A 22,738-nucleotide genomic window follows, 5' to 3' on the forward strand; every position below is an offset into this window, starting at 1 on the left:
GCGCCCGACCGGGAGCCCGGCGCGAAGTCCTGGGGGCAGTGTCGCGCACAATGGCCCCGATGCGCGAAGCGAGAGGGTCGAAACGTCGAGGACGTGAGGTACGCCACCCCGTGCTCCGCGTCGTCGGCGCATGGCTGCCCGTGGTGCTGGTCCTCGCGCTGCTCGGCGCCGGCGTCGGCGCCTACCGCTTCGAGTGGGGCCAGCGCTATCTCCCGTGGCTGGCCGCCGACCCCGCCACGGAGCCCGAGCAGGTGCTCCTCCCCGCCGGTCTCGAGCTGCCGGCCTGGAGCACGCCCACCCCAGAGGTGCAGCCGGCCGACACCTCGGCCGCCCTCGCCGTCGACAAGGTCGCGCGGGCCGTCGGCAAGGACCTGGCCGACCCCGACCTCGGCCGCCACGTCGTCGGCGCCGTCACCTCGCTGACGCCCGGCTCGGAGACCTGGACGTCCGGCGACGGCACCTACGTCCCGGCCTCGACCACCAAGCTCCTCACGATCGGCGCGGCCCTCGCCACCCTCGGTCCCGACCACACCTTCACCACCCGCGTGGTGCGCGGCGAGGGGGCTCGTGAGGTCGTGCTCGTCGGCGGCGGTGACCCGCTGCTGGCGAGCAAGCCGCTCACCGTCGCCGAGGCCGCCGGCACCTATCCCGCCCGCGCCGACGTCGCCACCCTCGCCGTCCGGGCCGCCGAGGCGCTCGGCGGCAAGGGCCGCGTGAAGGTGTCCTTCGACGACAGCCTGTTCACCGGTCCCACCGACAACCCGGCCTGGCGGCGCGACTACGTCCCGGACGACATCGTCAGCCCGATCACCTCGCTGATGGTCGACAGCGGGATCACCCCCGACGGCCAGGAGCGCTCCGACGACCCGTCCCTCGCCGCGGCCCAGGCCTTCGCCGCGGCCCTCGCCTCGGCCGGGCTCACGGTCACCGGTCCGCCGCAGCGGGTCGTCGTACCTCCTGCGACGGAGGAGCTGGCCTCCGTCGAGAGCGCCCCGCTGTCGGAGGTCGCCGAGCGGATCCTCGACGTGAGCGACAACGAGGGCGCCGAGGTCGTCGGTCACCACGTCGGCCTCGCGGTGTCCGACACAGGCTCGTTCGAGGCCGGCGCCGCGGGCGTCACCAGCACGCTCCAGGGGCTGGGCATCGACATGACCGGCACCGAGCTGTACGACGGCTCGGGGCTGTCGCGACGCAACCGGGTCACCACGTCCGCGGTCCTGGCGCTGCTCCAGGAGGCCGCCGGGTCCGACACCGACCTCCGCAGCCTGGTGACGGGCATGCCGGTCGCCGGCTTCACCGGCTCGCTCACCTACCGCTTCGACGAGGGCCCCGCCGTCGGCCGCGGCCTGGTCCGCGCCAAGACCGGGACCCTCACCGGAGTCCACGCCCTCGCGGGCATCGCCGTCGGCCGCGACGGCCTCCCGATGGCCTTCGTCCTCGCCGCCGACAAGGTCAAGGACGCGGACAGGTACGACGCCCAGGAAGCCCTCGATCGCGCCGCCGCCGAGCTGGCGGCGTGCAGGTGTTCAACCCCAGCCGCTGGTTGAGCAGGGCGCCTCCGCTTCGCTTCGGCGCGTGTCGCGGCGCTCGTAACCCGCTCGTTCGTCGTCGCGCCCGCACCCTCCCCCGCAACGCTTCACCCCACGAGCTTCTGACTCCCCCGCTGCGCTCCTCCGTCAGAACCCCGCGGGGACCCCAAGCGCGCTCCTCCGGCCGCAACCCTCCTCCTGCACTCCCGGGCGCGCCGCGACGAAGCACCGGCCACTCACCAGCGGAACGACCCGGCCCCTTCCGGATTGAATTGAGATCAATTCAATCCCCGCTCAGGGCCGTCGATCCCCGTCCGGTGGTGCCGTCCGCGGCGCGGCGGCGCCTGCAGGAGGAGGGGTCGAGCTGGAGCGCGCTTGGGGTCCCCGCGGGGTTCTGACGGAGGAGCGCAGCGGGGGAGTCAGAAGCTCGTGGGGTGAAGCGTTGCGGAGGAGGGTCGGGCAACGACGACGAAGGCGCTGCCCCGAAAGCGCCGCGGACACGCGCCGAAGCGAAGCGGAGGCGCCAAAAAGCACAGGATCGATGTGCGCGACCGCGCCAGCCACCTGATCCGGCACCTCATCGCGGGGTGCGCCTTCGCGCTCCCGGCTAGTGTCGTGACATGAGCCTCGTCGACTGGGACTTCGCCGTCACCGTGGGGTCGCGGCTGTCCGGCCCCGGGCCCGAGGTCAGCGCTGAGGAGGCGTCGGCTGCCGTGGTCGAGCTGCGCGAGCTGGCCGACCGGTCGACGCCGCTGGTCAGCGACTACACGGGCCTCCACGCCGCTGCCGGCACGGCGCCGGTGCTCGTCGTCGACCGGCCGGGATGGGTGCAGGCCAACGCCGACGGCTTCGCGAGGGTCCTGTCACCGATCGTCGACAAGATCACCGAGAAGAAGGGCCCGCCGACGGGCATCTCGGCGGCGATCGGGTCGCGGGTCACCGGGGCCGAGGTCGGCCTGATGCTCGGCTTCCTCGGGTCGAAGGTGCTCGGGCAGTTCGACCCGTTCCACGCCCCGCGCGGGCGGCTGCTGCTGGTGGCGCCCAACATCGTCCACGTCGAGCGCGAGATCGACGCCGACCCGCACGACTTCCGGTTGTGGGTGTGCCTCCACGAGGAGACCCACCGGGTGCAGTTCACGGCCAACCCGTGGCTCGCCGAGCACCTGCTCTCGCAGATGAACGCGATCGCCGACACCATCGAGCCGACGGCCGTCCTCGAGGGGCTGCGTCGCGGCGCCGAGTCGATCCGCAGCGGCGGCAGCATCCTCGACCTCGTCTCCTCGCCGGAGCAACGCGAGATCCTCGACCGCGTCACCGGCGTCATGTCCCTGCTGGAGGGCCACGCCGACGTGGTCATGGACGGCGTCGGACCCACCGTCATCCCGTCGGTCGAGCGGATCCGCAAGAAGTTCAACCAGCGCCGCCAGGGCGTCGGCGCCCTCGACAAGCTGCTGCGCCGGGTGCTCGGGATGGACGCCAAGATGGCGCAGTACCGCGACGGCGCCACCTTCGTCCGGCACGTCGTCGACAAGACCGGGATGGAGGACTTCAACTCCATCTGGACCGGCCCCGACACGTTGCCCTCCAAGGCCGAGATCGAGGACCCCGACACCTGGATCGCCCGGGTGCTGTGACGCTCCACCCCTCGGTCGCCGCGGTCCGCGTGCCGGTCCGGGCGCTGCTCGCCCAGCTCGCTCCCGGTGACGTCGTCGCGGTTGCCTGCAGCGGAGGCGCCGACTCGCTGGCGCTGGCCTCGGCAGCGGTCTTCGAGGGCCACAAGCTCGGGCTCCGCGTGGTCGGCGTCACCGTCGACCACGCGCTCCAGCCCGGCTCCGCCGACCAGGCCGACCGCGTCGTCGCGCAGCTCGCGGCGATGGGGGTCGACGAGACGCTGACCGCGCGCGTGCAGGTCGACGCCGGCTCCCGGATGGGTCCTGAAGCGGCCGCACGGGAGGCGAGGTACGCCGTCCTGGAGGAGGTCGCCGCCCACCTCGGCGCCGCGACGGTGCTGCTCGGCCACACGCTCGACGACCAGGCCGAGACCGTCCTCCTCGGCCTGGCCCGCGGCTCGGGCGGGCGGTCGCTGCAGGGGATGCGGCCGGGCTTCGGGGTCTTCGCGCGCCCCCTGCTCGGCGTACGACGTGACGACACCGTCACCGCCTGCCAGGTCGAGGGGCTCGAGGTGTGGGACGACCCGCACAACCACGACCCCGGCTACACCCGCGTCCGGGTGCGCGAGCGGGTGCTCCCGCTGCTGGAGGACGAGCTCGGCCCCGGCATCGCGGCGACCCTCGCCCGCACCGCCGACCAGCTCCGTGACGACACCGCGCTCCTCGACGACCTGGCCGACCGCGTGCTGGCGGATGCGCGGCGCGAGGGCGGGCTGGACGTCGAGGCCCTGCGCGGGCAGCCACCGTCGCTGCGCCACCGGGCGCTCCACCGGGCCGCGCTGGAGTCGGGCGTGCCCGCCTCCGAGCTCACCCGCGCGCACGTGCTCGAGGTCGACCGGCTGCTCGTCGACTGGCGCGGCCAGCGCTGGATCGACCTGCCCGGGTCCCGCCGAGCCGTCCGCCGCGGTGGACTTCTGGCGATCGAGCTCCCGGGCGACGGATAGGGTCGCGTCCTCGGATGCAGGGGGAGTGATGGCGAAGGTGCTGGTGGTCGATGACGACCACGACATGCGCGACCTGATCGTGTTCGTGCTCCGCCGCGCCGGGCACGACGTGGTCGAGGTGGCCGACCCGCTCGCCGCCGTCGACGTCGCCACGGACGGCGACTTTGCCCTCGCCGTCCTCGACTGGAGCATGCCGAAGCTGGACGGCGGCGACCTGTGTGCGCAGCTCCGCGCCGCTCCCGGCCTGGGCGAGCTGCCCATCCTGATGCTCACCGCCCACGCCGACGCGGCCACCCGCGACCGCGCCTTCGAGGCCGGCGCGACGGACTACATGTCCAAGCCATTCACCATCAAGGAGCTCGTCGGCAAGGTGGCGACCCTGGTCGATCCGGCGGCCTGACCGAATCGGGTGCCGGACCCGGTCGACGGACGTATCGTCGCTCCATGGCAGTGCGTCGGGGGATCGACGTCGCCGTCGCAACGCTGGTGGTCGCGGCGGTGCTGCTGTACGCCGTCTCCGACGACGTCGTCCTGGACCGCGTGCTCTACGTCGGCATGATCGCCGTCGCGGGGGCCGCGGCGTGGGTGGGAGCGCTGCGCGCACCGGCCGAGCAGCGCCTGGTCGGCATGCTGATCGCCGCCGGCATCACCCTCACCGCCGTGGGCGACTCGCTGTGGGAGCTCCTCGACGCGACGGGCCGGGCCACGGACGTGTCGATCGCCGACCCGCCGTGGTTCGCCTCCTACGTGGTGCTGTGCGTGGCGCTCTCCGTCGTGCTCCACCGCAGCGGTGCCGGTCGGCACGACGTCGACTTCACCATCGACGCGATCACGATCGTCGCCGTGAGCTTCCTGGTGCTCTGGAGTGCCGGGATCGACACGATCGCGGCCGACGAGACGCTCCCGGTCCACGTCCGCGTGGTGTGGGCGGCCTACCCGGTCGCCGACGCCGTGCTGCTCGCCCTGGTCGTGCGGGTGCTCACCAGTCGCACGGCGCGCCGCTGCCTCGACCCGTCGTTCGCGGTCGGTGCCGGCCTCTGGCTGGCCGCCGACATCGCCTACCTGCAGCCCTACGGCAGCACCACCGAGGTCGTGATGAACGTGGCGTGGATGGTCGCGCCGGTCCTCATCGCGCGGAGCGTGTGGCGCCTCCGCGCGATCCCGGCGGAGTCCCCGGCACCGGCCGGCCACGGCCACCCGGTGTTCCAGCTCGTGATCGCCATCGGCCCGCTCCTGGTCCCGCCGGCGCTCGAGCTGCTGGCCGACCTGCGCGGCCAGCCGCACCGGCCGCTCGCCCTCATGGTCGGCGCCACCGTCCTGACCGTGCTCGCGTTCGCCCGGATGGCCAGGCTCGTGCGCTCGGAGGAGCGTGCGGTGCACGAGCTCGAGGCCGCGCGCGATGCGGCGCTGGAGGCCTCCCGCGCCAAGTCGATGTTCCTGGCGACGATGAGCCACGAGATCCGCACGCCCCTGACGATGGTGCTCGGCGCAGGGGAGATCCTCGAGGACACCGAGCTCGACGACCTCCAGCTCGAGCTGGTGCGCCGGATGCGGCGTTCGGGGCAGGCGCTGCGCTCGCTCGTGGACGACGTCCTCGACTTCTCCCGCATCGAGGCCGGTGAGGTCGAGGTCGCCCGGGTGCCGTTCGAACTGCCGGAGCTCGTGGCCCGCCTGGCCGAGGTCTGCCGGCCGCGCGCCGAGGCCGCAGGCATTGCCTACGAGTCGTTCCTCGACCCCGACCTGCCCCAGCGGATCGTCGGAGACCCCGACCGCCTCGCCCAGGTGATCGGCAACCTGCTCGACAACGCGGTGAAGTTCACGCACAGCGGCCACGTGCGCCTCGACGTGCGTCCGGCTCCCAGCGGCGACGGACGCATCGAGCTCGCCGTCTCCGACACCGGCATCGGCATCCCCGAAGCGCACCTCGCGTCCGTCTTCGAGTCGTTCAAGCAGGTCGACGGGTCCTCGACCCGGCGCTACGGCGGCGCTGGCCTCGGCCTGGCGATCTGCACGCAGCTGGCCACCGCGATGGGCGGGACGCTCGACGTGACGAGCACCGAGGGCGTGGGCACGGTCTTCGTGGCCCGCGTGCCGCTGCCGTCAGCCGACCCGGTCGCGCCCGACGGGCCGCCCGACGACGCCCCCCTGACGTCGTACGACGACGGGGCGCGGCGCACCGCGACCACCTCGGGCTGACCTCGGGCTGACCTCGGGCTGACCACCGGCGACCTCGCGCCCTAGGCTGCAGCCCATGGACTCGTCCCACGTGGAGCACGACCTGGTCAACGTCCTCTTCACCGAGGCCCAGATCCAGCAGCGGCTGGCCGAGATGGCCAACCAGATCACCGAGGACTACGAGGGCCGGGACCTGCTCGTCGTCGGCGTGCTGCGCGGCGCGGTCATGGTGATGGCCGACCTCGCGCGGGCGATGCCGCGCCACCTGGAGATGGACTGGATGGCGGTCAGCTCCTACGGCTCCGGCACCAAGTCCAGCGGCGTGGTGCGGATCCTCAAGGACCTCGACACCGACATCAGCGGCCGCGACGTGCTCATCGTCGACGAGATCATCGACACCGGGCTGACCCTGAGCTGGCTGGTCAACAACCTCTCCAGCCGCAGCCCGGCCAGCGTCGAGATCGCCACGCTGCTGCGCAAGCCGGAGGCGCTGTCGATGCCCGTGGAGCCCAAGTACGTCGGCTGGGACATCCCCAACGAGTTCGTCGTCGGCTACGGCCTGGACTACCGCGAGCGCTACCGCAACCTCCGCGACATCGGCACGCTCGCGCCCCACGTCTACTCGTGATCGGGCCGTGAGCGGTCGCCACGCTTCACCCCGCCTGAAAGAATGGACGTCCGAGCGACGTGTACCGTCGCGATCCCACCTCCGAACCGGTGAAAGTTGCCTGTGAAGCGCATATTCAAGGGTCCCTGGCTCTGGATCGCCCTGTCCGCCCTCGCGGTCATGCTGGCCATCCAGTTCCTCGTGCCCAACGACGGCTACGACGAGGTCGACACCTCGACCCTGCAGAGCTACATCGATGACGGCAAGGTCAAGGAGATCGAGTTCAACGGCGCCGACTTCGAGATCCAGGCGACGCTCGACTCGGGCACCCGCGACGCCGGCGACAAGGTCGTGGCCCAGTACGTCGACGGCCAGCAGCAGGAGCTCCTCGCGTCGGTCAAGGAGCAGAAGGCCGCCGGCACGCTCGACTCGTACAACTCGACGGTGCCGCAGCCGAGCTTCCTCGGCTCGCTGCTCGCCACGCTGCTGCCCTTCGCGCTGATCATCCTGCTCTTCATCTTCTTGATGAACCAGGCCCAGGGCGGTGGCGGCCGCGGCGTCATGCAGTTCGCCAAGTCCAAGGCCAAGCTGATCACCAAGGACATGCCGAAGACGACGTTCAGCGACGTCGCCGGCTGCGAGGAGGCGATCGAGGAGCTCGGCGAGATCAAGGAGTTCCTCACCGACCCGGCCAAGTTCCAGGCCGTCGGCGCGAAGATCCCCAAGGGCGTGCTGCTCTACGGCCCGCCCGGCACGGGCAAGACCCTGCTCGCCCGCGCCGTCGCGGGTGAGGCGGGCGTGCCGTTCTACTCGATCTCCGGCTCCGACTTCGTCGAGATGTTCGTCGGCGTCGGCGCCAGCCGCGTGCGCGACCTGTTCGAGCAGGCCAAGGAGAACCCGCCCGCCATCGTGTTCATCGACGAGATCGATGCCGTCGGCCGCCACCGTGGCGCCGGCATGGGCGGCGGCCACGACGAGCGCGAGCAGACGCTCAACCAGCTGCTCGTCGAGATGGACGGCTTCGACGTCCGTGGCGGGGTCATCCTGATCGCGGCCACCAACCGGCCCGACGTGCTCGACCCGGCGCTGCTGCGCCCGGGCCGCTTCGACCGCCAGGTGCAGGTCGACGCCCCCGACCTCAACGGTCGCCACCAGATCCTCAAGGTCCACTCGCGCGGCAAGCCGATCGCGCCCGACATCGACCTGCTGAGCATCGCGCGCCGCACGCCCGGCTTCACCGGCGCCGACCTGGCCAACGTGCTCAACGAGGCCGCGCTGCTCACCGCGCGCGGCAACGCCAAGCTGATCAACAACGAGGCCCTCGACGAGGCGATCGACCGTGTCATCGCCGGCCCCCAGCGTCGTACTCGCCTGATGAGCGAGCGCGAGAAGCTCATCACCGCCTACCACGAGGGCGGCCACGCCCTCGTCGCCGCGGCGCTGCCCGGCACCGACCCGGTGCACAAGGTGACGATCCTGCCGCGCGGCCGGGCGCTGGGCTACACGATGGTGCTGCCCGACCGCGACAAGTACTCCCAGACGCGCAGCGAGATGCTCGACTCCCTCGCCTACATGCTGGGCGGCATGGCCGCGGAGGCGCTGATCTTCCACGACGTCACCTCCGGTGCCGGCAACGACATCGAGAAGGCCACCGGCCTGGCACGGGCGATGGTGACCCAGTACGGCATGACCGAGCGCCTCGGCGCGGTCAAGCTCGGCGACAGCAACTCCGAGCCGTTCCTGGGCCGCGACATGGGCCACACGCGCAACTACTCCGAGGAGACCGCTGCCAAGGTCGACGACGAGGTCAAGGCGCTGCTGGGTCACGCCCACCAGGAGGCCTTCGAGATCCTGGAGGAGAACCGCGACGTCCTCGACGCCCTGGTGCTGGCCCTCCTCGACAAGGAGACGCTCGACAAAGGTGAGATCGCCGAGATCTTCGAGCCGCTCACCAAGCGCCCCGCGCGACCGGCGTGGACCGGCTCCCCGGAGCGGGTGCCCTCGACGATCCCGCCGGTCGACATCCCGCAGGAGATCCGCGACCGCGCCCACGCCAACTCCGTGCCCGAGGAGCAGGAGGCCGGTGCCGTCCTGACGCCCCCGGGCGCCGGCGGCGACGTCCACGGCGGGCCCGAGGTCGGTCCCGACACGCCCACCCCGCCGGCGCCGGGCGCACCGTGACCGACCCGATCACGGTGCCGGAGGTCGCGCCGGAGGACGTGCCCGCGTTCGACCAGGCGCGGGCGGAGGCAGCGGTTCGGGAGCTCCTCCACGCGATCGGCGAGGACCCCGACCGCGAGGGGCTGCTCGAGACGCCGGCCCGCGTCGCGCGGGCCTACGCCGAGCTGACGCAGGGCCTGCGCCAGACCGCCGCCGACGTGCTGACCACGACGTTCGACCTCGGCCACGAGGAGATGGTGCTGGTCCGCGACATCGAGCTGTGGTCGATGTGCGAGCACCACCTCGTGCCCTTCACAGGCGTCGCGCACGTCGGCTACATCCCGGCCGAGACCGGCAAGATCACCGGGCTGTCCAAGCTCGCGCGGCTCGTCGACGTCTACGCCAAGCGTCCCCAGGTGCAGGAGCGGCTCACCACGCAGGTCGCCGACTCGCTGATGGAGATCCTCGAGGCCCGCGGCGTGATCGTGGTGATCGAGGCCGAGCACCTCTGCATGACGATGCGCGGCGTGCGCAAGGCCGGCGCCCGCACCATCACCTCGGCCGTGCGCGGCACCATGCTCACCAACCAGGCCACCCGCGCCGAGGCGATGGCGCTGATCCGCTCGGGAACCAGGTGACCGGGGCGGCCGAGGTCCGTCTGCCCCGGGTGATGGGGATCGTCAACGTCACCCCCGACAGCTTCTCCGACGGCGGCCGCTACGACACCCTCGAGTCCGCCGTCGAGCACGGCCGCGAGCTCCTCGACGCCGGTGCCGACATCCTCGACATCGGCGGCGAGTCGACCCGTCCCGGGGCCACCCGGCCGTTCGTCGCCGAGGAGCTCGACCGTGTCGTGCCGGTGATCCGCGAGCTCGCCGCCGGCGGGGCCCTCGTGTCGGTCGACACGATGCGGGCCGAGGTCGCCGAGGCGGCTCTCGAGGCCGGCGCCCGGATCGTCAACGACGTCTCCGGCGGGCTGGCCGACCCCCGGATCCTCGACGTGGTCGCCGGCAGCGAGGCGGCCTACGTCGCGATGCACTGGCGCGCCCATGCCGACCGCATGCGCGACTTCACCGACTACTCACCGGACGGCGTCGTCGAGACCGTACGACGTGAGCTCGGCGAGCGCCTCGAGGCCGCCGAGGCCGCCGGCATCCCGCGAGCGCGGATCGTCCTCGATCCCGGGCTGGGCTTCGCCAAGGAGCCCCACCACAACTGGGAGCTCCTGCAGCAGCTCGACGTGCTGGCCGGGCTCGGCTGCCCGCTGCTCGTCGGCGCCAGCCGCAAGTCGTTCCTCGGCACCCTGCTGCGCCACGACGGCGTCCCGCGGCCGGTCGGTGAGCGCGAGCACGCGCACGCGGCGCTGGTCGCCCTGCTCGCCGACCGCGGGGTCGACATCCTGCGCGTGCACGACGTACGCGCCACGCGGGACGCGCTCGCCGTCGCCGCCGCCATGAAGGGACCTGCATGAGCGACGAGCTCGCCGTCAGCGGCATCGAGTGCTTCGCGCACCACGGCGTCTTCGACTTCGAGAAGCGCGAGGGACAGGTGTTCGTGGTCGACCTCGTGCTCGGCATCGACACCCGTCCGGCGGCCGCGTCGGACGACCTCGAGGACACCGTGAACTACGGCTCGCTGACCACCGACGTGAAGGCCGCCGTGGAGCGCGACCCGGTCGACCTGATAGAAACCGTCGCTCAACGCATCGCCGATGTGTGCCTGTTGGACCGTCGTGTTGAATGGGCGCGAGTCACGCTCCACAAACCTGATGCGCCCATCGACGCGACGTACTCGGACGTCGCGCTGACGATCACCAGAACGCGAGGCAACGCTCATGACTGAGACCCCCAACCCCAACATCGTGGACGCCGACTCCCTCACCGGGGAGATGCACCCGATCCGCCGGGTGGTGGTCGCGCTGGGGAGCAACCTCGGCGAGCGGCTCGCCGCGCTGCAGGGGGCGGTCGAGGCCCTGGCCGACACCCCGGACTTCTTCGTCACCGGGATCTCCCCGGTCTACGAGACCGACCCGGTCGACTCCCCTGAGGAGGCCGGCCCGTTCCTCAACGCGGTCGTCCTCGCCGACACGACCCTCCCCGCGGCTCGCCTGATGGAGCGCGCCCTCGCCATCGAGGACGCCTTCGAGCGCGAGCGCAGCGACATCCGCAACGCGCCCCGCACCCTCGATGTCGACCTGATCGTGGTGGGCGACCGCCGCTCCAACGAGGACTTCCTGCGCCTGCCGCACCCCCGCGCCCACGAGCGGGCGTTCGTGCTGCAGCCCTGGCACGACCTCGAGCCCGACGCCGTCTTCCCCGAGCGCGGCCCGATCGCTGACCTGCTCGAGGCGACCGACGCCTCGGGTGTCCGCAAGCGCGAGGACCTCTCCCTCGAGGTCCAGTGAGCACCACCGAGTGAACGAGCCCGACCCGGACGAGCCCCCGGAGCCGAGCGGCACGCTGCGCCCGACGTCGGCGCGCGCGCTGACCGTCTGCGTGGTGCTCGGGCTCGTGGGCGGGTGGGGCGTCCACCCGCTGATGTCCGGCCTCACCGGCCACGCGCCGACGGTGTCGTGGGCGCAGGCGCTGGCCCTCGTGCTGGTCGCGGCGATCATGTCCTTCCTGGCCTGGCACACCTGGCAGACCGTGCAGGTGCGCGGTGAGCGGCTCGAGGTGCACCAGGCCGTCAACCGGCTCGTGCTCGCACGGGCGTGTGCCCTCGGCGGCGCGCTGGTGGCCGCCGGCTACGTCGGCTACGCGATCAGCTGGCTGGGTGACCATGCCGAGCCCGCCGACCGCTGGATCCTCCGCTCCCTCGTCGCGGCGGCCGGAGCGGCCGTGGTGACGCTCGCCTCGCTCGCGCTGGAGCGTGCGTGTCGCACGGACGGGGGCGAGCGCCGGCCCTAGTCTGGGCCCCATGCCTTCCCAGCAGCCCCAGCAGTCACAGGCGTCCCGTACGCCCGCTCGCCGGCGCCAGCGCAGCACGCGCCTGGTCGTCGCCGTCGCGCTCCTCGCCGCCGCCGCCGCGGTCGTGATCGGCGCCCTGGCCTCGTCGTCCGCCGCCCTGACCGCTGTCGCTGCGGTCGTGGCCGTGCTGGCCGGCGCCGCCGCCACCCGGATCACCCACTCCGAGCTGATGCAGGCCCGCCGCGAGGCGGCCGAGGACCGTGCTCGCCAGGCGCAGGAGTACCGCGCGCTCACCGAGCGTCGTACGGCCGAGGCGGCGGTGTTCGCCGCCGACATGCGCCGCAAGATCGAGGAGCGCGAGCACGCCATCGACGTGCTCGAGCGCGCCCTCTCGACCGCCCAGAAGAGCGCTGCCGAGCAGACCCTGAAGCGTGGCCAGGAGGCCCGTCGCGCCGACGCCGCCGAGCGGGGCCGCGACGACGCCGAGGGCCGCGCTGCCGAGGCGATCGTCCAGGTCGCCGAGCTCGAGGCCGAGATCGACGTCCTCCGCGCCGAGCTCGACTCGCTCCGCGTCGCCGCTGCGCGCCAGGCCCACAAGAGCGCCTGACCCCAGCTCCGGTTCGAGCGGTGGCCCAGCCACATTCCTGACCTCGGGAATGTGGCTGGGCCACCGCCGTTCTGGAGCGTCGTACGTGTCGTGGACGTGGGCGGTGGTCCACCCACATTCCGTACGACGAAAAGGTGGGTGGACCACCGCTGACCGGGGTGCGGAAGAATGGTCGCCCGTGATCCCCGAGGACAACAGGTTCGAGAGCGACCCCGCCGACGCACTGCCCGACGACCCGGGACTGCCCGCGGGTTGGGTCGCCGACACCCCGGACGGGACCGACCCCGCGACCGTCGAGCGGCTCACCGAGCTGCTGCGCGGCCACGAGCGCGCGGCCCGCGGATGGGCCGGCTCGGGCGAGGACGACGTGCTCGTCGAGGTCTCGGAGCACGGCCTGGCCATGCGCGAGAACCTCGTGGTCCGCGACCCCGAGGGCCGGATCCAGGCGTGGGGGAGCGTGCACGACCGGGCCGAGGGCCGGATGCTCTTCGTCCACATCGTCGACCGCGAGATCGACGAGCGGGTCGCGGACCGGTGCAGCGATGTCCTGTTCGAATGGGCCGAGTCACAGGCACGGTCCGTGGGCGCGGCGCGCGGCCTCGCCGAGCAGCAGATCGACACCGGCGCCTTCGCCGACGACGACCGGCAGCACGGCTGGCTCGAGGACGCCGGCTTCACCCGCGTGCGCACCTGGTGGCAGATGAGCCGCTCCGTCGAGGCCGCGGAGGCAGAACTGGTCCCCGACCCGTCGCGGTGGGAGCGCAAGGGCGTGGTCTTCCGCCTGGTGGAGCGGCAGGGCGACGGCCTGCCCGACGTCGCCGACCTCCGGGCCGTGCACGACGTGCTCGAGGGCGCGTTCACCGACCACTTCAACTCCGCCGAGGAGACCTTCCAGGAGTTCATCCACCGGCTGCGGGAGGACCCCGGCCACCGCTGGGACCACTGGTGGCTCGCCGAGATCGTCGACGGGGGCGAGGCCGAGCCGGCCGGCGCCCTGGTCGGCACGGTCAGCGAGTCCGCGACCGGCCCCGACGGGTCGTACGTCTCCTACCTCGGCGTCCTCGAGTCCGCCCGCGGTCGCGGCGTCGCGACCGGCCTGCTGCGCACGATCATCGCCGACGCCGCCTCCCGGGGCCGCGACCGCGTCGGGCTCGAGGTCGACGCCGACTCACCGACCGGCGCCGACGGCCTCTACACCTCGATGGGCTGGGGCACGAAGTACGTCACCGAGTCCTGGCACCGGGATGTGACGGTCGCGTAGGGCGCGAGGCACGAGCGTCCTGCGCACAACCGGCCAGGTTGAGCAAGTCGCCCGGCTGAGCTTGCGAAGCCGGGACCGACGCGTCGAAACCACGACGGTCGCGGCTGATCACTTCAGCGACTCGCGCAGCGCGCGGTGCACCCCCGCCGGAGTCAGTACGCCGACGAACTGGGCGCCGCGCCGCACGCCGATCATCGGCTTGTCGTCGCGCAGCATCGTGGCGAGCGCCTCCTCGAGCGAGGAGTCGAGGTCGATCGCCGAGCCGAGGTCGCCGGTGGCGACGCCGTCGAGCGGCTCGAGGTGCTCCTCGCGCAGCCGCGTCACGGTGAGGGTGCGCAGGCCGCCCGCGCCGACGAAGTCGGCCACCTGCTCGTCGGCCGGGTGGGCGAGCAGCTCGCCGGGGGTGGCGTACTGGGCGAGGCGGCCGCCGGCGGCGAACACCGCCACCCGGTCGCCCATCCGGATCGCCTCGTCGATGTCGTGGGTGACGAGCACGACGGTCTTGCCGAGCTCGTCCTGGAGCCGGCGGAACTCGTCCTGGAGCCGGTGGCGCACGACCGGGTCGACGGCACCGAAGGGCTCGTCCATCAGCAGCACGGGCGGGTTCGCGGCCAGCGCCCGCGCCACGCCGACGCGCTGGCGCTGACCGCCGGAGAGCTCGTGGGGGTACTTCCTGGCGTACTGCGCCGGCTCGAGGCCGACGGTGCTCAGGAGCTCGTGGGCGCGCTCGCGCGCGGTCGCCTTCGACTCGCCGTAGAGCAGCGGCACGGTCATCACGTTCTGCTCGATGCGCTGGTGGGGGAAGAGCCCGATCTGCTGGATGACGTAGCCGACGCCGCGGCGCAGCTCGACCGGGTCGGCGTCGGTGACGTCCTGGCCGTCGAGCCAGATGCGGCCGGTCGTCGGCTCGATCAGCCGGTTGATCATCTTCAGCGTCGTGGACTTGCCGCAGCCCGACGGACCGACCAGGCAGACCATCTCGCCCCGGGCGACGTCGAGGTCGAGCTTGTGGACCGCCACGGTGCCGTCGGGGTAGGTCTTGCCCACGCCCTCGAGCCGGATCATCGAGTCGCCGCTCCGTGTAGCGTCCATGCGTGTGACCTTACTGGGAGCCGCCGACGACCCGAGCTGCTACAGCAGGCTCGTCAACGACTGGGTCTGCATGGACTACGTGTCCGACCGCCAGCAGGAGATCGTCGACGCGACGATCCAGCACATCGGCATCACGGTGGTCTCCGTCGTGCTCGGCCTGGCCATCGCCTTCCCCCTCGCGCTGCTCGCCCGGCGCCTCCCGAAGCTAGAGTCGGCGATCCTCGCGATCACCACCGGCATCTACACCGTGCCCTCGCTCGCGCTCTTCCCGCTGCTGGTGCCGTTCACCGGCCTGAGCGCGACGACGGTGGTGATCGGCCTCGCGCTCTACGCCCTCACGATCCTGGTCCGCAGCCTGCTCGAGGGGCTGCGCTCGGTGCCCGACGACGTACGTGAGTCGGCCACGGGGCTCGGCTACGGCCGCGGCCAGCTGCTGCTCAAGGTGGAGCTTCCGCTCGCGCTGCCCGTCGTGATGGCCGGCCTCCGGGTCGCCACCGTCTCCACCGTCGCCCTGACGACGGTCGGCTCGCTGGTGGCCTACGGCGGGCTCGGCAACCTGATCAAGGACGGCGTGCTCACCAACTTCCGCGCGGAGCTCTTCACCGCCTCGGTCCTGTGCGTGGTCCTCGCCGTGGTGCTCGACATCGTGCTGGTGCTGCTGCAACGGCTCCTCACCCCGTGGACGAGAGGAGTGCGCGCATGAGGGTCTTCGCCGACATGTGGGCCTACCTCTCCGACGGGGCCAACTGGGCCGGCAGCGACGGCATCGCCGCGCTCCTGGGCCAGCAGCTGCTGCTCACCCTCACCGCTCTGCTGATGGCGATGGTCGTGGGGCTCCCGGTCGCGCTGTGGCTCGGCCACCTCGGTCGGGGCGGCTTCCTGGCGATCAACATCTCCAACGTCGGCCGCGCGATACCGACCTTCGCGCTCCTCGCGCTGCTCGTCGTCGCGCCCTGGCCCGGCACCGGTGAGCTCGGCCCCTACGGCCGCGCGGGCCTCGCCACCCTCATCGCGCTCACCCTGTTCGCGCTGCCACCGATCATCACCAACTCGTACGTCGCCATGCGCGAGGTCGCGCCGGAGGTGCGGGAGGCGGCCCGGGGGATGGGGATGACGGGGGTGCAGCAGTTCTGGCGGGTCGAGCTCCCGCTCGGGCTCCCGCTGGTCGTGTCCGGTCTGCGCCTCGCGCTGGTGCAGGTCTGGGCGACCGCGACGATCGCCGCGCTGGTCGCCGGGCCGGGGCTCGGACAGGTCATCACCGACGGCTTCTTCCGCTCCAACTACGGCAAGGGCATCGCCGGCGCGCTGGTCGTCGCCGCGGTCGCGCTGGTCCTCGAGCTCGTCGCGGCGCTGGTGCAGCGGGCGGTCGACCCGTCCCGTCGCGGCACCCCTTCAGGTGGTCACACGGATGCGCTGTCGGTGACCGGCGCTACGGTGGAGCAGCCCGCCGAATCCGTCGGCTGACGCCGCACCTCCGGACACGCGCAGCAGCCGCTGCGGGACACAGAAGGAACGCCATGCACATCGTTCGCTCGCTCGCGGTGGTTCTCGCCGCCAGCGCCCTCGCGCTCACCGGCTGTGCCGGTGACGACCTGTCCAACGACAACGCCTCCGACGACTCCGGCGCCTCCGGGAGCGCCGACAAGGGGTCGCTGACCATCGCCGGCCAGAACTTCCCCGAGGCCACGCTCGTCGCCTCGATGTACGAGCAGCTCCTCGAGGGAGCCGGCTACACCGTCGAGACCAAGCTCGTCGACTCGCGCGACGCCTACATGCCCACCTTCCCCGGTGACGTCGACATCGTCCCGGAATACGTCGGCGGCATCGTCAACTTCCTCAACACCCAGGCCAACGGCGACAAGGCCAAGCCGTTCGAGGCCGGTGACGGCCAGCAGCTCGCCGACGACGGCAAGAGCCTGCTCGACGACGCGGGCATCACGCTGCTCGACATCTCGCCGGCCACCGACACCAACGCCTTCTTCGTCACCCAGGACTACTCCGACTCCGAGGGCGTGACCACGTTGTCCGACCTCGAGGGCAAGAGCGTCGTGCTCGCCGCGGCCCCCGACTGCGAGGGCCGGCTCGACTGCGAGGGCGGCCTCTCCGACGACTACGGCATCGACGTCACCAAGGTGCTCGAGCTCGGCTACGCCTCCGACCAGACCTACCAGTCCGTGATCAGCGGCGAGTCCCAGCTCGGCGAGACCTCGACCACCGACGGCACCCTGGAGTCCCAGGGCCTCGTGGTGCTCGAGGACGACAAGGCGATCCAGCCGGCCCAGAACCTCGTGCCGGCCGTCTCCGCCGACTTCCTCGCCGAGCACGAGGACGTCGCCGACATCCTCAACCCGCTGATGGCGGCGCTGACGACGGAGAACCTCACCGAGATGAACGGCAAGATGGCCGTCGACCGGGCCAAGCCCGAAGACGTGGCCAAGGAGTTCCTGGAGTCCGAGGGCCTCCTCTGAGACGGGCGCGTCGAAATCCCATCCACCGGTGACTGTTCACCATGGTGCGTTGCTGAATGGGCACTTCCCCAGGTCACGTGACCCCGGGGGAGTGCCCATTCGCCCACATCCCATGGTGAAGCAGCGACGATCAGACCTCGTGGTCGCGGAGCGCGAGCGCCTCGGCCGGGACCGTGGTCTCGTCGAGCACGGAGGGCGGGATCGCCAGCCGCCAGGCGCCGGTGGCCACGTCCTGCGCCCGGGGGGCGGGGCCGTCGAGGGTAGCGACCCACTCCATCAGCGCGGTGACGTCGGCGCGGCGGTCCTCGGCGACCAGCCAGCCAGCCAGCCGGTGCACCGGCGGCAGCCCGCTCTCGACCAGACGGGTGCCCCAGAGCTCGAGCACGCCCGAGCGCAGCAGCCGCCACCACTCCGGCGTACATCCCGGGACGAGCAGGAAGTAGCGCCACAGGTCGCCGGCCAGCACCCGGTCGACGAAGACCTGCTCCACCGCCGCGTCGCCGTGCGCGCGCACTGAGGCCAGCGCCATCCGCTTGGTCTCCCAGCGGTCGGCGAGGTCGGGCACCGACGAGGCGCGGGTCTGGGTGATGGAGCCCTCGCGGATCCGCCAGACGTACGTCGTCTCTGACAGCACGTCGAAGGTCCCGTCGAGGAAGGCGCGGGTGGTGGTGGGCTGGTCCTCGTAGCGCACGCCCTCGGGCCAAATGAGCCCCTGCGCGTCCCACCACGAGCGGCGGAAGAGCTTGTTCCACGCGAAGACGTCGCCGAGGATCTCGGGCCGGTCCTGGATCCGGGCCGTCCGCAGGGGCGGGTAGTGCAGCCGCTTCATCCACGGCGGCTCGTGGAACGGCCCGTCGAAGTCACTGTTGTCCTTCGAGATCCATTGGAGGATCGAGCCCGTCGCGAAGTCCGAGCCCGACTCCTCGAGGGAGCCGGCGAGCATCTCGAAGGCCCCGGGCTGCAGCAGGTCGTCGGAGTCGAAGAAGGCGAGGTAGTCGCCACGCACGTGCGCGGCGCCGGCGTTGCGGGCGGCGCCGAGGCCGGCGTTGGCCTGGTGGACCACCGAGATCCGGTGGTCGCGCTTCGCCCACGCGTCGGCGATCTCGCCGCTGCGGTCGGTCGAGCCGTCGTCGACGATCACGGCCTCCCAGCGCTTGTGGCGCTGGGCGACGAGCGAGCGCAGGCACTCGTCGAGGTAGCGCTCCACGCCGTAGGCAGGGATCACCACGCCGATCAGGGGTCCCCGGGACAGCCAACGCCTCACGGGCCGTGACTCTAGCCACCGGTAGGCTGCCCGCCGTGACCGAGCAGCCCAGAGCGATCGACGAGATGAACCCCGACGGAGTCCCGCGGAAGGTCCTCTTCGTCGCCGGCGCCGGACGCAGCGGCACCAGCACGCTCGCCGGCATCGTCTCCAAGCTGGGCATGCACGTCCCGCTGCCCGAGGTCCCGCCGGACGACTCCAACCCGCGCGGCTTCAGCGAGCCCCAGTGGGTCGTCGACGTCCACGACGAGTGGCTCGCCGAGGCGCTCGTGCAGGTCAGCGACTCGCGCCCCAACGCGTGGTTCGACACCGGCCGCATCTGCAGCCGCGAGCCCGCCCGCATCCGGGTCAGCGAGTGGCTCGAGCCGCACTTCGCCGAGCACCCCGAGCTGGTCATCAAGGACCCGCGGCTGAGCTGGTTCCTCGGCCTGTGGCGCGTCGCCGCGATCCGCACCGGCGCCACGCCGGTCTTCGCGACCATGCTCCGCCCGCCGGCCGAGGTCGTCGGCTCGAAGCAGAAGTACTACGCCAACAAGCTCGGCTCCTCGCACCTGGCCGCCAGCTGGGTCAACATGCTGCTCCACACCGAGCGCGCCACCCGCCCGGCCGAGGGCGACGGCGGCCGCGTGTTCGTCCGCTACGAGGACCTCCTCACCGACTGGGTGAAGACCACGACCGCGCTGGGCCACGCGCTCGACCTCCAGACGATCATCCACACGCGCAGCGACCAGATCCGCGAGGTGCACCGCTTCATCGACCCCAACCTGCGGCGCGTCACCTCCACCCTCGACGACCTCGGTCTGCCCAAGCGCCTGCACGACCTCACCGGCCAGACGTGGGAGGAGCTCAACAAGCTCGCCGACGAGGGCGGCGACACGACCCAGGCCCACGCCACCTTCGACCAGCTCCGCCAGGAGTACGTCGACCTCTACGAGGAGGCCGAGGCGATCAGCCGCTCGACCGCCGAGCACGCGCGCCACCAGGCTCGCCGCCGGGCCCGCGCGGAGGCGGCGGAGGGCCAGCGTTCCCTCGCCGACCGCGTCCCCCACGACGTACGTGCCGCGATCCCGCCGTCGGTGCGCCGCGGCATGCGCAAGGCCCTCGGTCGGAGCAGGGACGACCAGCCGTGACGATCCCGATCGGCTCCGGCCACGGGCTGACCAACCTCGAGGGCCACACCGACTTCGACATCGTCTGGCCGTGGAACCAGCCCGGCGGGCTGAGCCGCGGCTCGACGGCCGTGCTGCGCGTCAAGAACGAGGCGCCCGGACTGAGGTTCGTGCTGCCGCCGCTGCTCCGGGCGTGCGACCACGTGCTGCTGGTCGACAACGGCTCCGACGACGGCACCGGCGAGGAGGCGCTCCGCGTCGCCGCCGAGCACGGACTGTCGGACCGCTTCACCCTGAAGGAGTACCCCTTCCAGGTCGCCCGCGCGGGCGCCGAGCACCTCTCGGTCAACGAGCGCTCGGTGCACTCCCTGGCGTACTTCTACAACTGGTGCTTCTCCCACGTCCGCACCCGCTACTCGTGGAAGTGGGACGGTGACATGGTCCTCACCACCGAGGGCGAGGTGTCCATGTCCGACCTGTCGTGGCAGGTCGGGATGGCGGAGGCGGTGATCCGCTTCCCGCGCCACGGGCTCTACATCGAGTCGGACCGCAAGGCGTACCTCGACCTGGGCCTGCGCAACATCGAGGAGTGGGGCTTCCCGATGAGCCCCGACTACGTCTACACGAAGGCGCCGGAGTGGGAGATCCGCACGACGCCCGACCGGATCGAGATGTTCGCCCTGCCGCAGGGGCTGTGCGTCGAGCTCAAGTGGCTCGACGGCGACGAGTTCGCCCACTGGACCAACCCCGAGTCGTTCGCGACGTCGATCCGCAACCGGCGCAAGCGTCGCGAGTGGCTGGTCTGGAACGCGCTCCACGACGGCGAGGTGCCCGAGGGCGTCGTCGAGATCGAGTCGCCCGAGGGCGTCCACGTGGTCGACCACGTGACCCACACCTGGCTGCCGCGCGCGCCCCGGCCGTTCGTCGTCGACGACCCCGACCACGCCAAGCTGCACCTGCGCGCCTAAAGGCCGGATGGTTACCGGCCGGTAGGGAATCGGGTGGCACTCGTCACGTGCCCGATCGGTTCCCACCGCGGAATCCGCGGGCGTAGGCTCGATGTTGATCGCAGTAGATCGGTACCCGCGAGGGACTGAAACGAAGAGGTCACACCATGACGTACGACCCCACCTTCCGCGTGGGCGTGATCGGAGCCGGCCGTGTCGGCGCCGTCCTCGCCGCCGCGCTCCGCACCGCAGGCCACGAGATCGTCGCCACCGCCGGTGAGTCCGACGCCTCGCGCCGGCGCATCGACGCGCTGCTGCCGGGGGTCCGGGTCGCCAAGCCAACCGACGTCGCGCGGGCGAGCGAGCTGCTGCTCCTCACCGTCCCCGACGACATGCTGTCCAACGTCGTCACCGTGCTCAGCCACAGCGGCGCGATCCGTGAGGGCATGGTCGTCGTGCACACCAGCGGCCGCCACGGCCTCGCCGTGCTCGAGCCCGCCCGCGAGGTCGGCGCCCGCACGATCGCGATGCACCCCGCCATGACCTTCACCGGCACCGAGGTCGACCTGCCGCGCCTGGCCGGCTGCGTCTTCGGCGTCACGGCCGACGACGATGACCGCGAGCTCGCCGAGGCCCTCGTCGCCGACCTGGGCGGCCGCGCGATGTGGGTGCCCGAGGACCGCCGCACGATGTACCACGCCGGTCTCGCGCACGGCGCCAACCACCTCGTCACCCTCATCACCGAGGCGATGGAGATCCTTTCCGCCGCCGGTGCCGCCGACCCGGCCGCCACCCTGCGCCCGCTCCTGACCGCCGCCCTCGACAACGCTCTCGAGCACGGCGACGCCGCGCTGACCGGCCCGATCGTGCGCGGCGACGTCGAGACGGTCCGCGCCCACGTCACCGACCTCGCGGCCAACGCGCCGCAGACGCTGTCGTCGTACGTCGCCATGGCGCGCGCCACGCTCGACCGCGCCGTCACCGACGGCCGGCTGCTGCCGATCCGCGCCACCAAGATGCTCCGCGTCCTCGCCGACGCCGAGGCGTCCGCGATCCTCCACCGGCAGCCTCGATGACCCCGAGCCCCGTCCTCGCGAGCACTCGCGAGGAGCTCGTCGCCCTGCTCGCCGAGGCCCGTCGCGCCGGTGAGCGGGTCGCGTTCGTGCCCACCATGGGCGCGCTGCACGACGGCCACGCCAGCCTGATGCGCGTGGCCCGGCAGGCGACCTCCGGCCCCGTGGTGGTGAGCATCTTCGTGAACCCGATGCAGTTCGGGCCGACGGAAGACCTCGACCGCTATCCGCGCACCCTCGACGCCGACCTCGAGGTCTGCGCGGCCGAGGGCGTCGACATCGTCTTCGCGCCGAGCGTGGAGGAGATGTACCCCGGCGGCTTCAGCCACGACTCCGTCCACGACGGCGTGACGGTCGCGCCGGGCGTCCTCGCCACGATCCTCGACGGTGAGTCGCGGCCCGGGCACTTCGACGGCGTGCTCACTGTCGTGGCCAAGCTGTTCGGCCTGGTGCGGCCCGACGTCGCGGTCTTCGGCCAGAAGGACTACCAACAGCTCGCCCTGATCCGCCGGATGGTGCGCGACCTCTGCATGGGCATCGACGTCGTCGGCGCTGAGACCGTCCGCGAGGCCGACGGGCTCGCGCTCTCCAGCCGCAACCGCTACCTCGACCCCGAGCAGCGTCGCGCCGCGCTGGCCCTCAGCCGCGCGCTGCGGGCCGCCCAGGAGCGCGCCCCGTACGGCGTACCTGCTGCGCGGTGGGCTGCCATGGCGGTCCTCAAGGACGAGCCGGGCATCGAGCTCGACTACCTCGCCCTCACCTCGACCGACCTGGGCGACGCCCCCGAGGTCGGCGAGGGGCGCATCCTCGTCGCGGCGAAGGTCGGCACGACGAGGCTCATCGACAACATGGCGATCCACTTCGACCGGATCGTCGCCCCGGCGGGGACCGCGACCGCGGCCTCGACCACCACCTGAAGGGAACAG

The 22,738-nt window shown here is 72.1% G+C and carries 23 protein-coding genes; 21 read left to right on the top strand and 2 right to left on the bottom strand.

From position 1 onward, the window contains the following. Positions 1 to 59 precede the first annotated feature (59 nt). From dacB to J2X46_RS19225, 14 genes are all read left to right on the top strand, one after another. Positions 60 to 1,547 carry a D-alanyl-D-alanine carboxypeptidase/D-alanyl-D-alanine-endopeptidase gene (gene dacB / locus J2X46_RS19160; RefSeq protein ID WP_310253394.1) on the top strand — a complete coding sequence of 496 codons (1,488 nt, stop codon included), beginning with the start codon at positions 60 to 62 and terminating at the stop codon, positions 1,545 to 1,547. A 602-nt stretch (positions 1,548 to 2,149) separates the two neighbouring features. Then, positions 2,150 to 3,163 (top strand): zinc-dependent metalloprotease, encoded by a 1,014-nt coding sequence (locus J2X46_RS19165; RefSeq protein ID WP_310253396.1) that lies wholly within the window; start codon positions 2,150 to 2,152, stop codon positions 3,161 to 3,163. After that, complete coding sequence (tilS, locus tag J2X46_RS19170; protein WP_310253398.1) at positions 3,160 to 4,143, top strand: tRNA lysidine(34) synthetase TilS; 984 nt, start codon at positions 3,160 to 3,162, stop codon at positions 4,141 to 4,143. Before J2X46_RS19165 ends, tilS begins: the two co-directional genes overlap by 4 nt. Positions 4,144 to 4,171: 28 nt before the next feature. Then, the gene (locus J2X46_RS19175; RefSeq protein ID WP_310253400.1) at positions 4,172 to 4,543 is read left to right on the top strand and encodes a response regulator; all 372 of its coding nucleotides are present in this window, start codon (positions 4,172 to 4,174) and stop codon (positions 4,541 to 4,543) included. Between the two features lie 44 nt (positions 4,544 to 4,587). Then, a complete protein-coding gene (locus J2X46_RS19180) occupies positions 4,588 to 6,339 on the top strand; it encodes an ATP-binding protein (protein WP_310253401.1) in 1,752 nt (583 codons plus the stop codon). Positions 6,340 to 6,394: 55 nt separating this feature from the next. Next, positions 6,395 to 6,946 (top strand): hypoxanthine phosphoribosyltransferase, encoded by a 552-nt coding sequence (gene hpt, locus J2X46_RS19185; protein WP_310253403.1) that lies wholly within the window; start codon positions 6,395 to 6,397, stop codon positions 6,944 to 6,946. A 102-nt stretch (positions 6,947 to 7,048) separates the two neighbouring features. Continuing rightward, positions 7,049 to 9,106, top strand: a complete 2,058-nt coding sequence (gene ftsH, locus J2X46_RS19190; protein WP_397215253.1) for an ATP-dependent zinc metalloprotease FtsH — start codon at positions 7,049 to 7,051, stop codon at positions 9,104 to 9,106. A gap of 8 nt (positions 9,107 to 9,114) precedes the next feature. Further along, positions 9,115 to 9,723, top strand: a complete 609-nt coding sequence (gene folE, locus J2X46_RS19195) for a GTP cyclohydrolase I FolE (RefSeq protein WP_397215301.1) — start codon at positions 9,115 to 9,117, stop codon at positions 9,721 to 9,723. Positions 9,724 to 9,755: 32 nt separating this feature from the next. Next, positions 9,756 to 10,556 (top strand): dihydropteroate synthase, encoded by an 801-nt coding sequence (gene folP, locus J2X46_RS19200; protein WP_310253504.1) that lies wholly within the window; start codon positions 9,756 to 9,758, stop codon positions 10,554 to 10,556. Continuing rightward, positions 10,553 to 10,927 carry a dihydroneopterin aldolase gene (folB, locus tag J2X46_RS19205; RefSeq protein WP_310253406.1) on the top strand — a complete coding sequence of 125 codons (375 nt, stop codon included), beginning with the start codon at positions 10,553 to 10,555 and terminating at the stop codon, positions 10,925 to 10,927. Before folP ends, folB begins: the two co-directional genes overlap by 4 nt. Further along, complete coding sequence (folK, locus tag J2X46_RS19210; RefSeq protein WP_310253407.1) at positions 10,920 to 11,489, top strand: 2-amino-4-hydroxy-6-hydroxymethyldihydropteridine diphosphokinase; 570 nt, start codon at positions 10,920 to 10,922, stop codon at positions 11,487 to 11,489. The genes folB and folK overlap by 8 nt, the downstream gene beginning before the upstream one ends. A gap of 10 nt (positions 11,490 to 11,499) precedes the next feature. After that, the gene (locus tag J2X46_RS19215; protein ID WP_310253408.1) at positions 11,500 to 11,991 is read left to right on the top strand and encodes a DUF3180 domain-containing protein; all 492 of its coding nucleotides are present in this window, start codon (positions 11,500 to 11,502) and stop codon (positions 11,989 to 11,991) included. Between the two features lie 10 nt (positions 11,992 to 12,001). Beyond that, positions 12,002 to 12,598, top strand: coding sequence for a hypothetical protein (locus J2X46_RS19220; RefSeq protein ID WP_310253409.1), 597 nt, complete (start codon positions 12,002 to 12,004; stop codon positions 12,596 to 12,598). Positions 12,599 to 12,776: 178 nt separating this feature from the next. Further along, positions 12,777 to 13,859, top strand: coding sequence for a GNAT family N-acetyltransferase (locus tag J2X46_RS19225; protein ID WP_310253410.1), 1,083 nt, complete (start codon positions 12,777 to 12,779; stop codon positions 13,857 to 13,859). Positions 13,860 to 13,967: 108 nt separating this feature from the next. Here J2X46_RS19225 and J2X46_RS19230 read toward each other — a convergent pair whose 3' ends face one another. Next, the gene (locus tag J2X46_RS19230) at positions 13,968 to 14,951 is read right to left on the bottom strand and encodes an ATP-binding cassette domain-containing protein (protein WP_310253411.1); all 984 of its coding nucleotides are present in this window, start codon (positions 14,949 to 14,951) and stop codon (positions 13,968 to 13,970) included. Positions 14,952 to 14,955: 4 nt separating this feature from the next. Between J2X46_RS19230 and J2X46_RS19235 the strand changes: the two genes are divergently transcribed. Genes J2X46_RS19235 through J2X46_RS19245 form a run of 3 tightly spaced genes read left to right on the top strand, consistent with a single transcriptional unit; the run spans position 14,956 to position 17,419 of the window. Further along, positions 14,956 to 15,654, top strand: a complete 699-nt coding sequence (locus J2X46_RS19235; RefSeq protein WP_310253413.1) for an ABC transporter permease — start codon at positions 14,956 to 14,958, stop codon at positions 15,652 to 15,654. Beyond that, complete coding sequence (locus tag J2X46_RS19240) at positions 15,651 to 16,415, top strand: ABC transporter permease (RefSeq protein WP_310253415.1); 765 nt, start codon at positions 15,651 to 15,653, stop codon at positions 16,413 to 16,415. Before J2X46_RS19235 ends, J2X46_RS19240 begins: the two co-directional genes overlap by 4 nt. A gap of 53 nt (positions 16,416 to 16,468) precedes the next feature. After that, positions 16,469 to 17,419, top strand: a complete 951-nt coding sequence (locus J2X46_RS19245; RefSeq protein ID WP_310253416.1) for an ABC transporter substrate-binding protein — start codon at positions 16,469 to 16,471, stop codon at positions 17,417 to 17,419. Positions 17,420 to 17,549: 130 nt separating this feature from the next. On the opposite strand, the gene J2X46_RS19250 is transcribed toward J2X46_RS19245, so the two are convergent. Beyond that, the gene (locus J2X46_RS19250; protein ID WP_310253418.1) at positions 17,550 to 18,683 is read right to left on the bottom strand and encodes a glycosyltransferase family 2 protein; all 1,134 of its coding nucleotides are present in this window, start codon (positions 18,681 to 18,683) and stop codon (positions 17,550 to 17,552) included. A gap of 35 nt (positions 18,684 to 18,718) precedes the next feature. On the opposite strand from J2X46_RS19250, the gene J2X46_RS19255 reads away from it, so the two are divergent. The 4 genes from J2X46_RS19255 (at position 18,719) to panC (ending at position 22,729) form a co-directional block, all read left to right on the top strand. Further along, on the top strand, positions 18,719 to 19,813 hold the full coding sequence (locus tag J2X46_RS19255) for a sulfotransferase family protein (protein ID WP_310253420.1): 1,095 nt from the start codon (positions 18,719 to 18,721) through the stop codon (positions 19,811 to 19,813). Continuing rightward, on the top strand, positions 19,810 to 20,760 hold the full coding sequence (locus J2X46_RS19260) for a glycosyltransferase (RefSeq protein WP_310253422.1): 951 nt from the start codon (positions 19,810 to 19,812) through the stop codon (positions 20,758 to 20,760). The genes J2X46_RS19255 and J2X46_RS19260 overlap by 4 nt, the downstream gene beginning before the upstream one ends. A 146-nt stretch (positions 20,761 to 20,906) precedes the next feature. Beyond that, positions 20,907 to 21,815 (top strand): DUF2520 domain-containing protein, encoded by a 909-nt coding sequence (locus J2X46_RS19265; protein WP_310253424.1) that lies wholly within the window; start codon positions 20,907 to 20,909, stop codon positions 21,813 to 21,815. Beyond that, positions 21,812 to 22,729, top strand: coding sequence for a pantoate--beta-alanine ligase (gene panC / locus J2X46_RS19270; protein WP_310253425.1), 918 nt, complete (start codon positions 21,812 to 21,814; stop codon positions 22,727 to 22,729). The genes J2X46_RS19265 and panC overlap by 4 nt, the downstream gene beginning before the upstream one ends. Positions 22,730 to 22,738 lie beyond the last annotated feature (9 nt).

The sequence above is a fragment of the Nocardioides sp. BE266 genome (assembly GCF_031457855.1).
Classification (GTDB): Bacteria; Actinomycetota; Actinomycetes; order Propionibacteriales; family Nocardioidaceae; genus Nocardioides.

Coding starts and splice junctions, on each gene's coding strand:
- dacB (WP_310253394.1), top strand. CDS start 60: ATGCGCGAAGCGAGAGGGTCGAAACGTCGAGGACGTGAGGTACGCCAC.
- J2X46_RS19165 (WP_310253396.1), top strand. CDS start 2,150: ATGAGCCTCGTCGACTGGGACTTCGCCGTCACCGTGGGGTCGCGGCTG.
- J2X46_RS19175 (WP_310253400.1), top strand. CDS start 4,172: ATGGCGAAGGTGCTGGTGGTCGATGACGACCACGACATGCGCGACCTG.
- J2X46_RS19180 (WP_310253401.1), top strand. CDS start 4,588: ATGGCAGTGCGTCGGGGGATCGACGTCGCCGTCGCAACGCTGGTGGTC.
- hpt (WP_310253403.1), top strand. CDS start 6,395: ATGGACTCGTCCCACGTGGAGCACGACCTGGTCAACGTCCTCTTCACC.
- folP (WP_310253504.1), top strand. CDS start 9,756: ATGGGGATCGTCAACGTCACCCCCGACAGCTTCTCCGACGGCGGCCGC.
- folB (WP_310253406.1), top strand. CDS start 10,553: ATGAGCGACGAGCTCGCCGTCAGCGGCATCGAGTGCTTCGCGCACCAC.
- folK (WP_310253407.1), top strand. CDS start 10,920: ATGACTGAGACCCCCAACCCCAACATCGTGGACGCCGACTCCCTCACC.
- J2X46_RS19220 (WP_310253409.1), top strand. CDS start 12,002: ATGCCTTCCCAGCAGCCCCAGCAGTCACAGGCGTCCCGTACGCCCGCT.
- J2X46_RS19230 (WP_310253411.1), bottom strand. CDS start 14,951: ATGGACGCTACACGGAGCGGCGACTCGATGATCCGGCTCGAGGGCGTG.
- J2X46_RS19240 (WP_310253415.1), top strand. CDS start 15,651: ATGAGGGTCTTCGCCGACATGTGGGCCTACCTCTCCGACGGGGCCAAC.
- J2X46_RS19245 (WP_310253416.1), top strand. CDS start 16,469: ATGCACATCGTTCGCTCGCTCGCGGTGGTTCTCGCCGCCAGCGCCCTC.
- J2X46_RS19265 (WP_310253424.1), top strand. CDS start 20,907: ATGACGTACGACCCCACCTTCCGCGTGGGCGTGATCGGAGCCGGCCGT.
- panC (WP_310253425.1), top strand. CDS start 21,812: ATGACCCCGAGCCCCGTCCTCGCGAGCACTCGCGAGGAGCTCGTCGCC.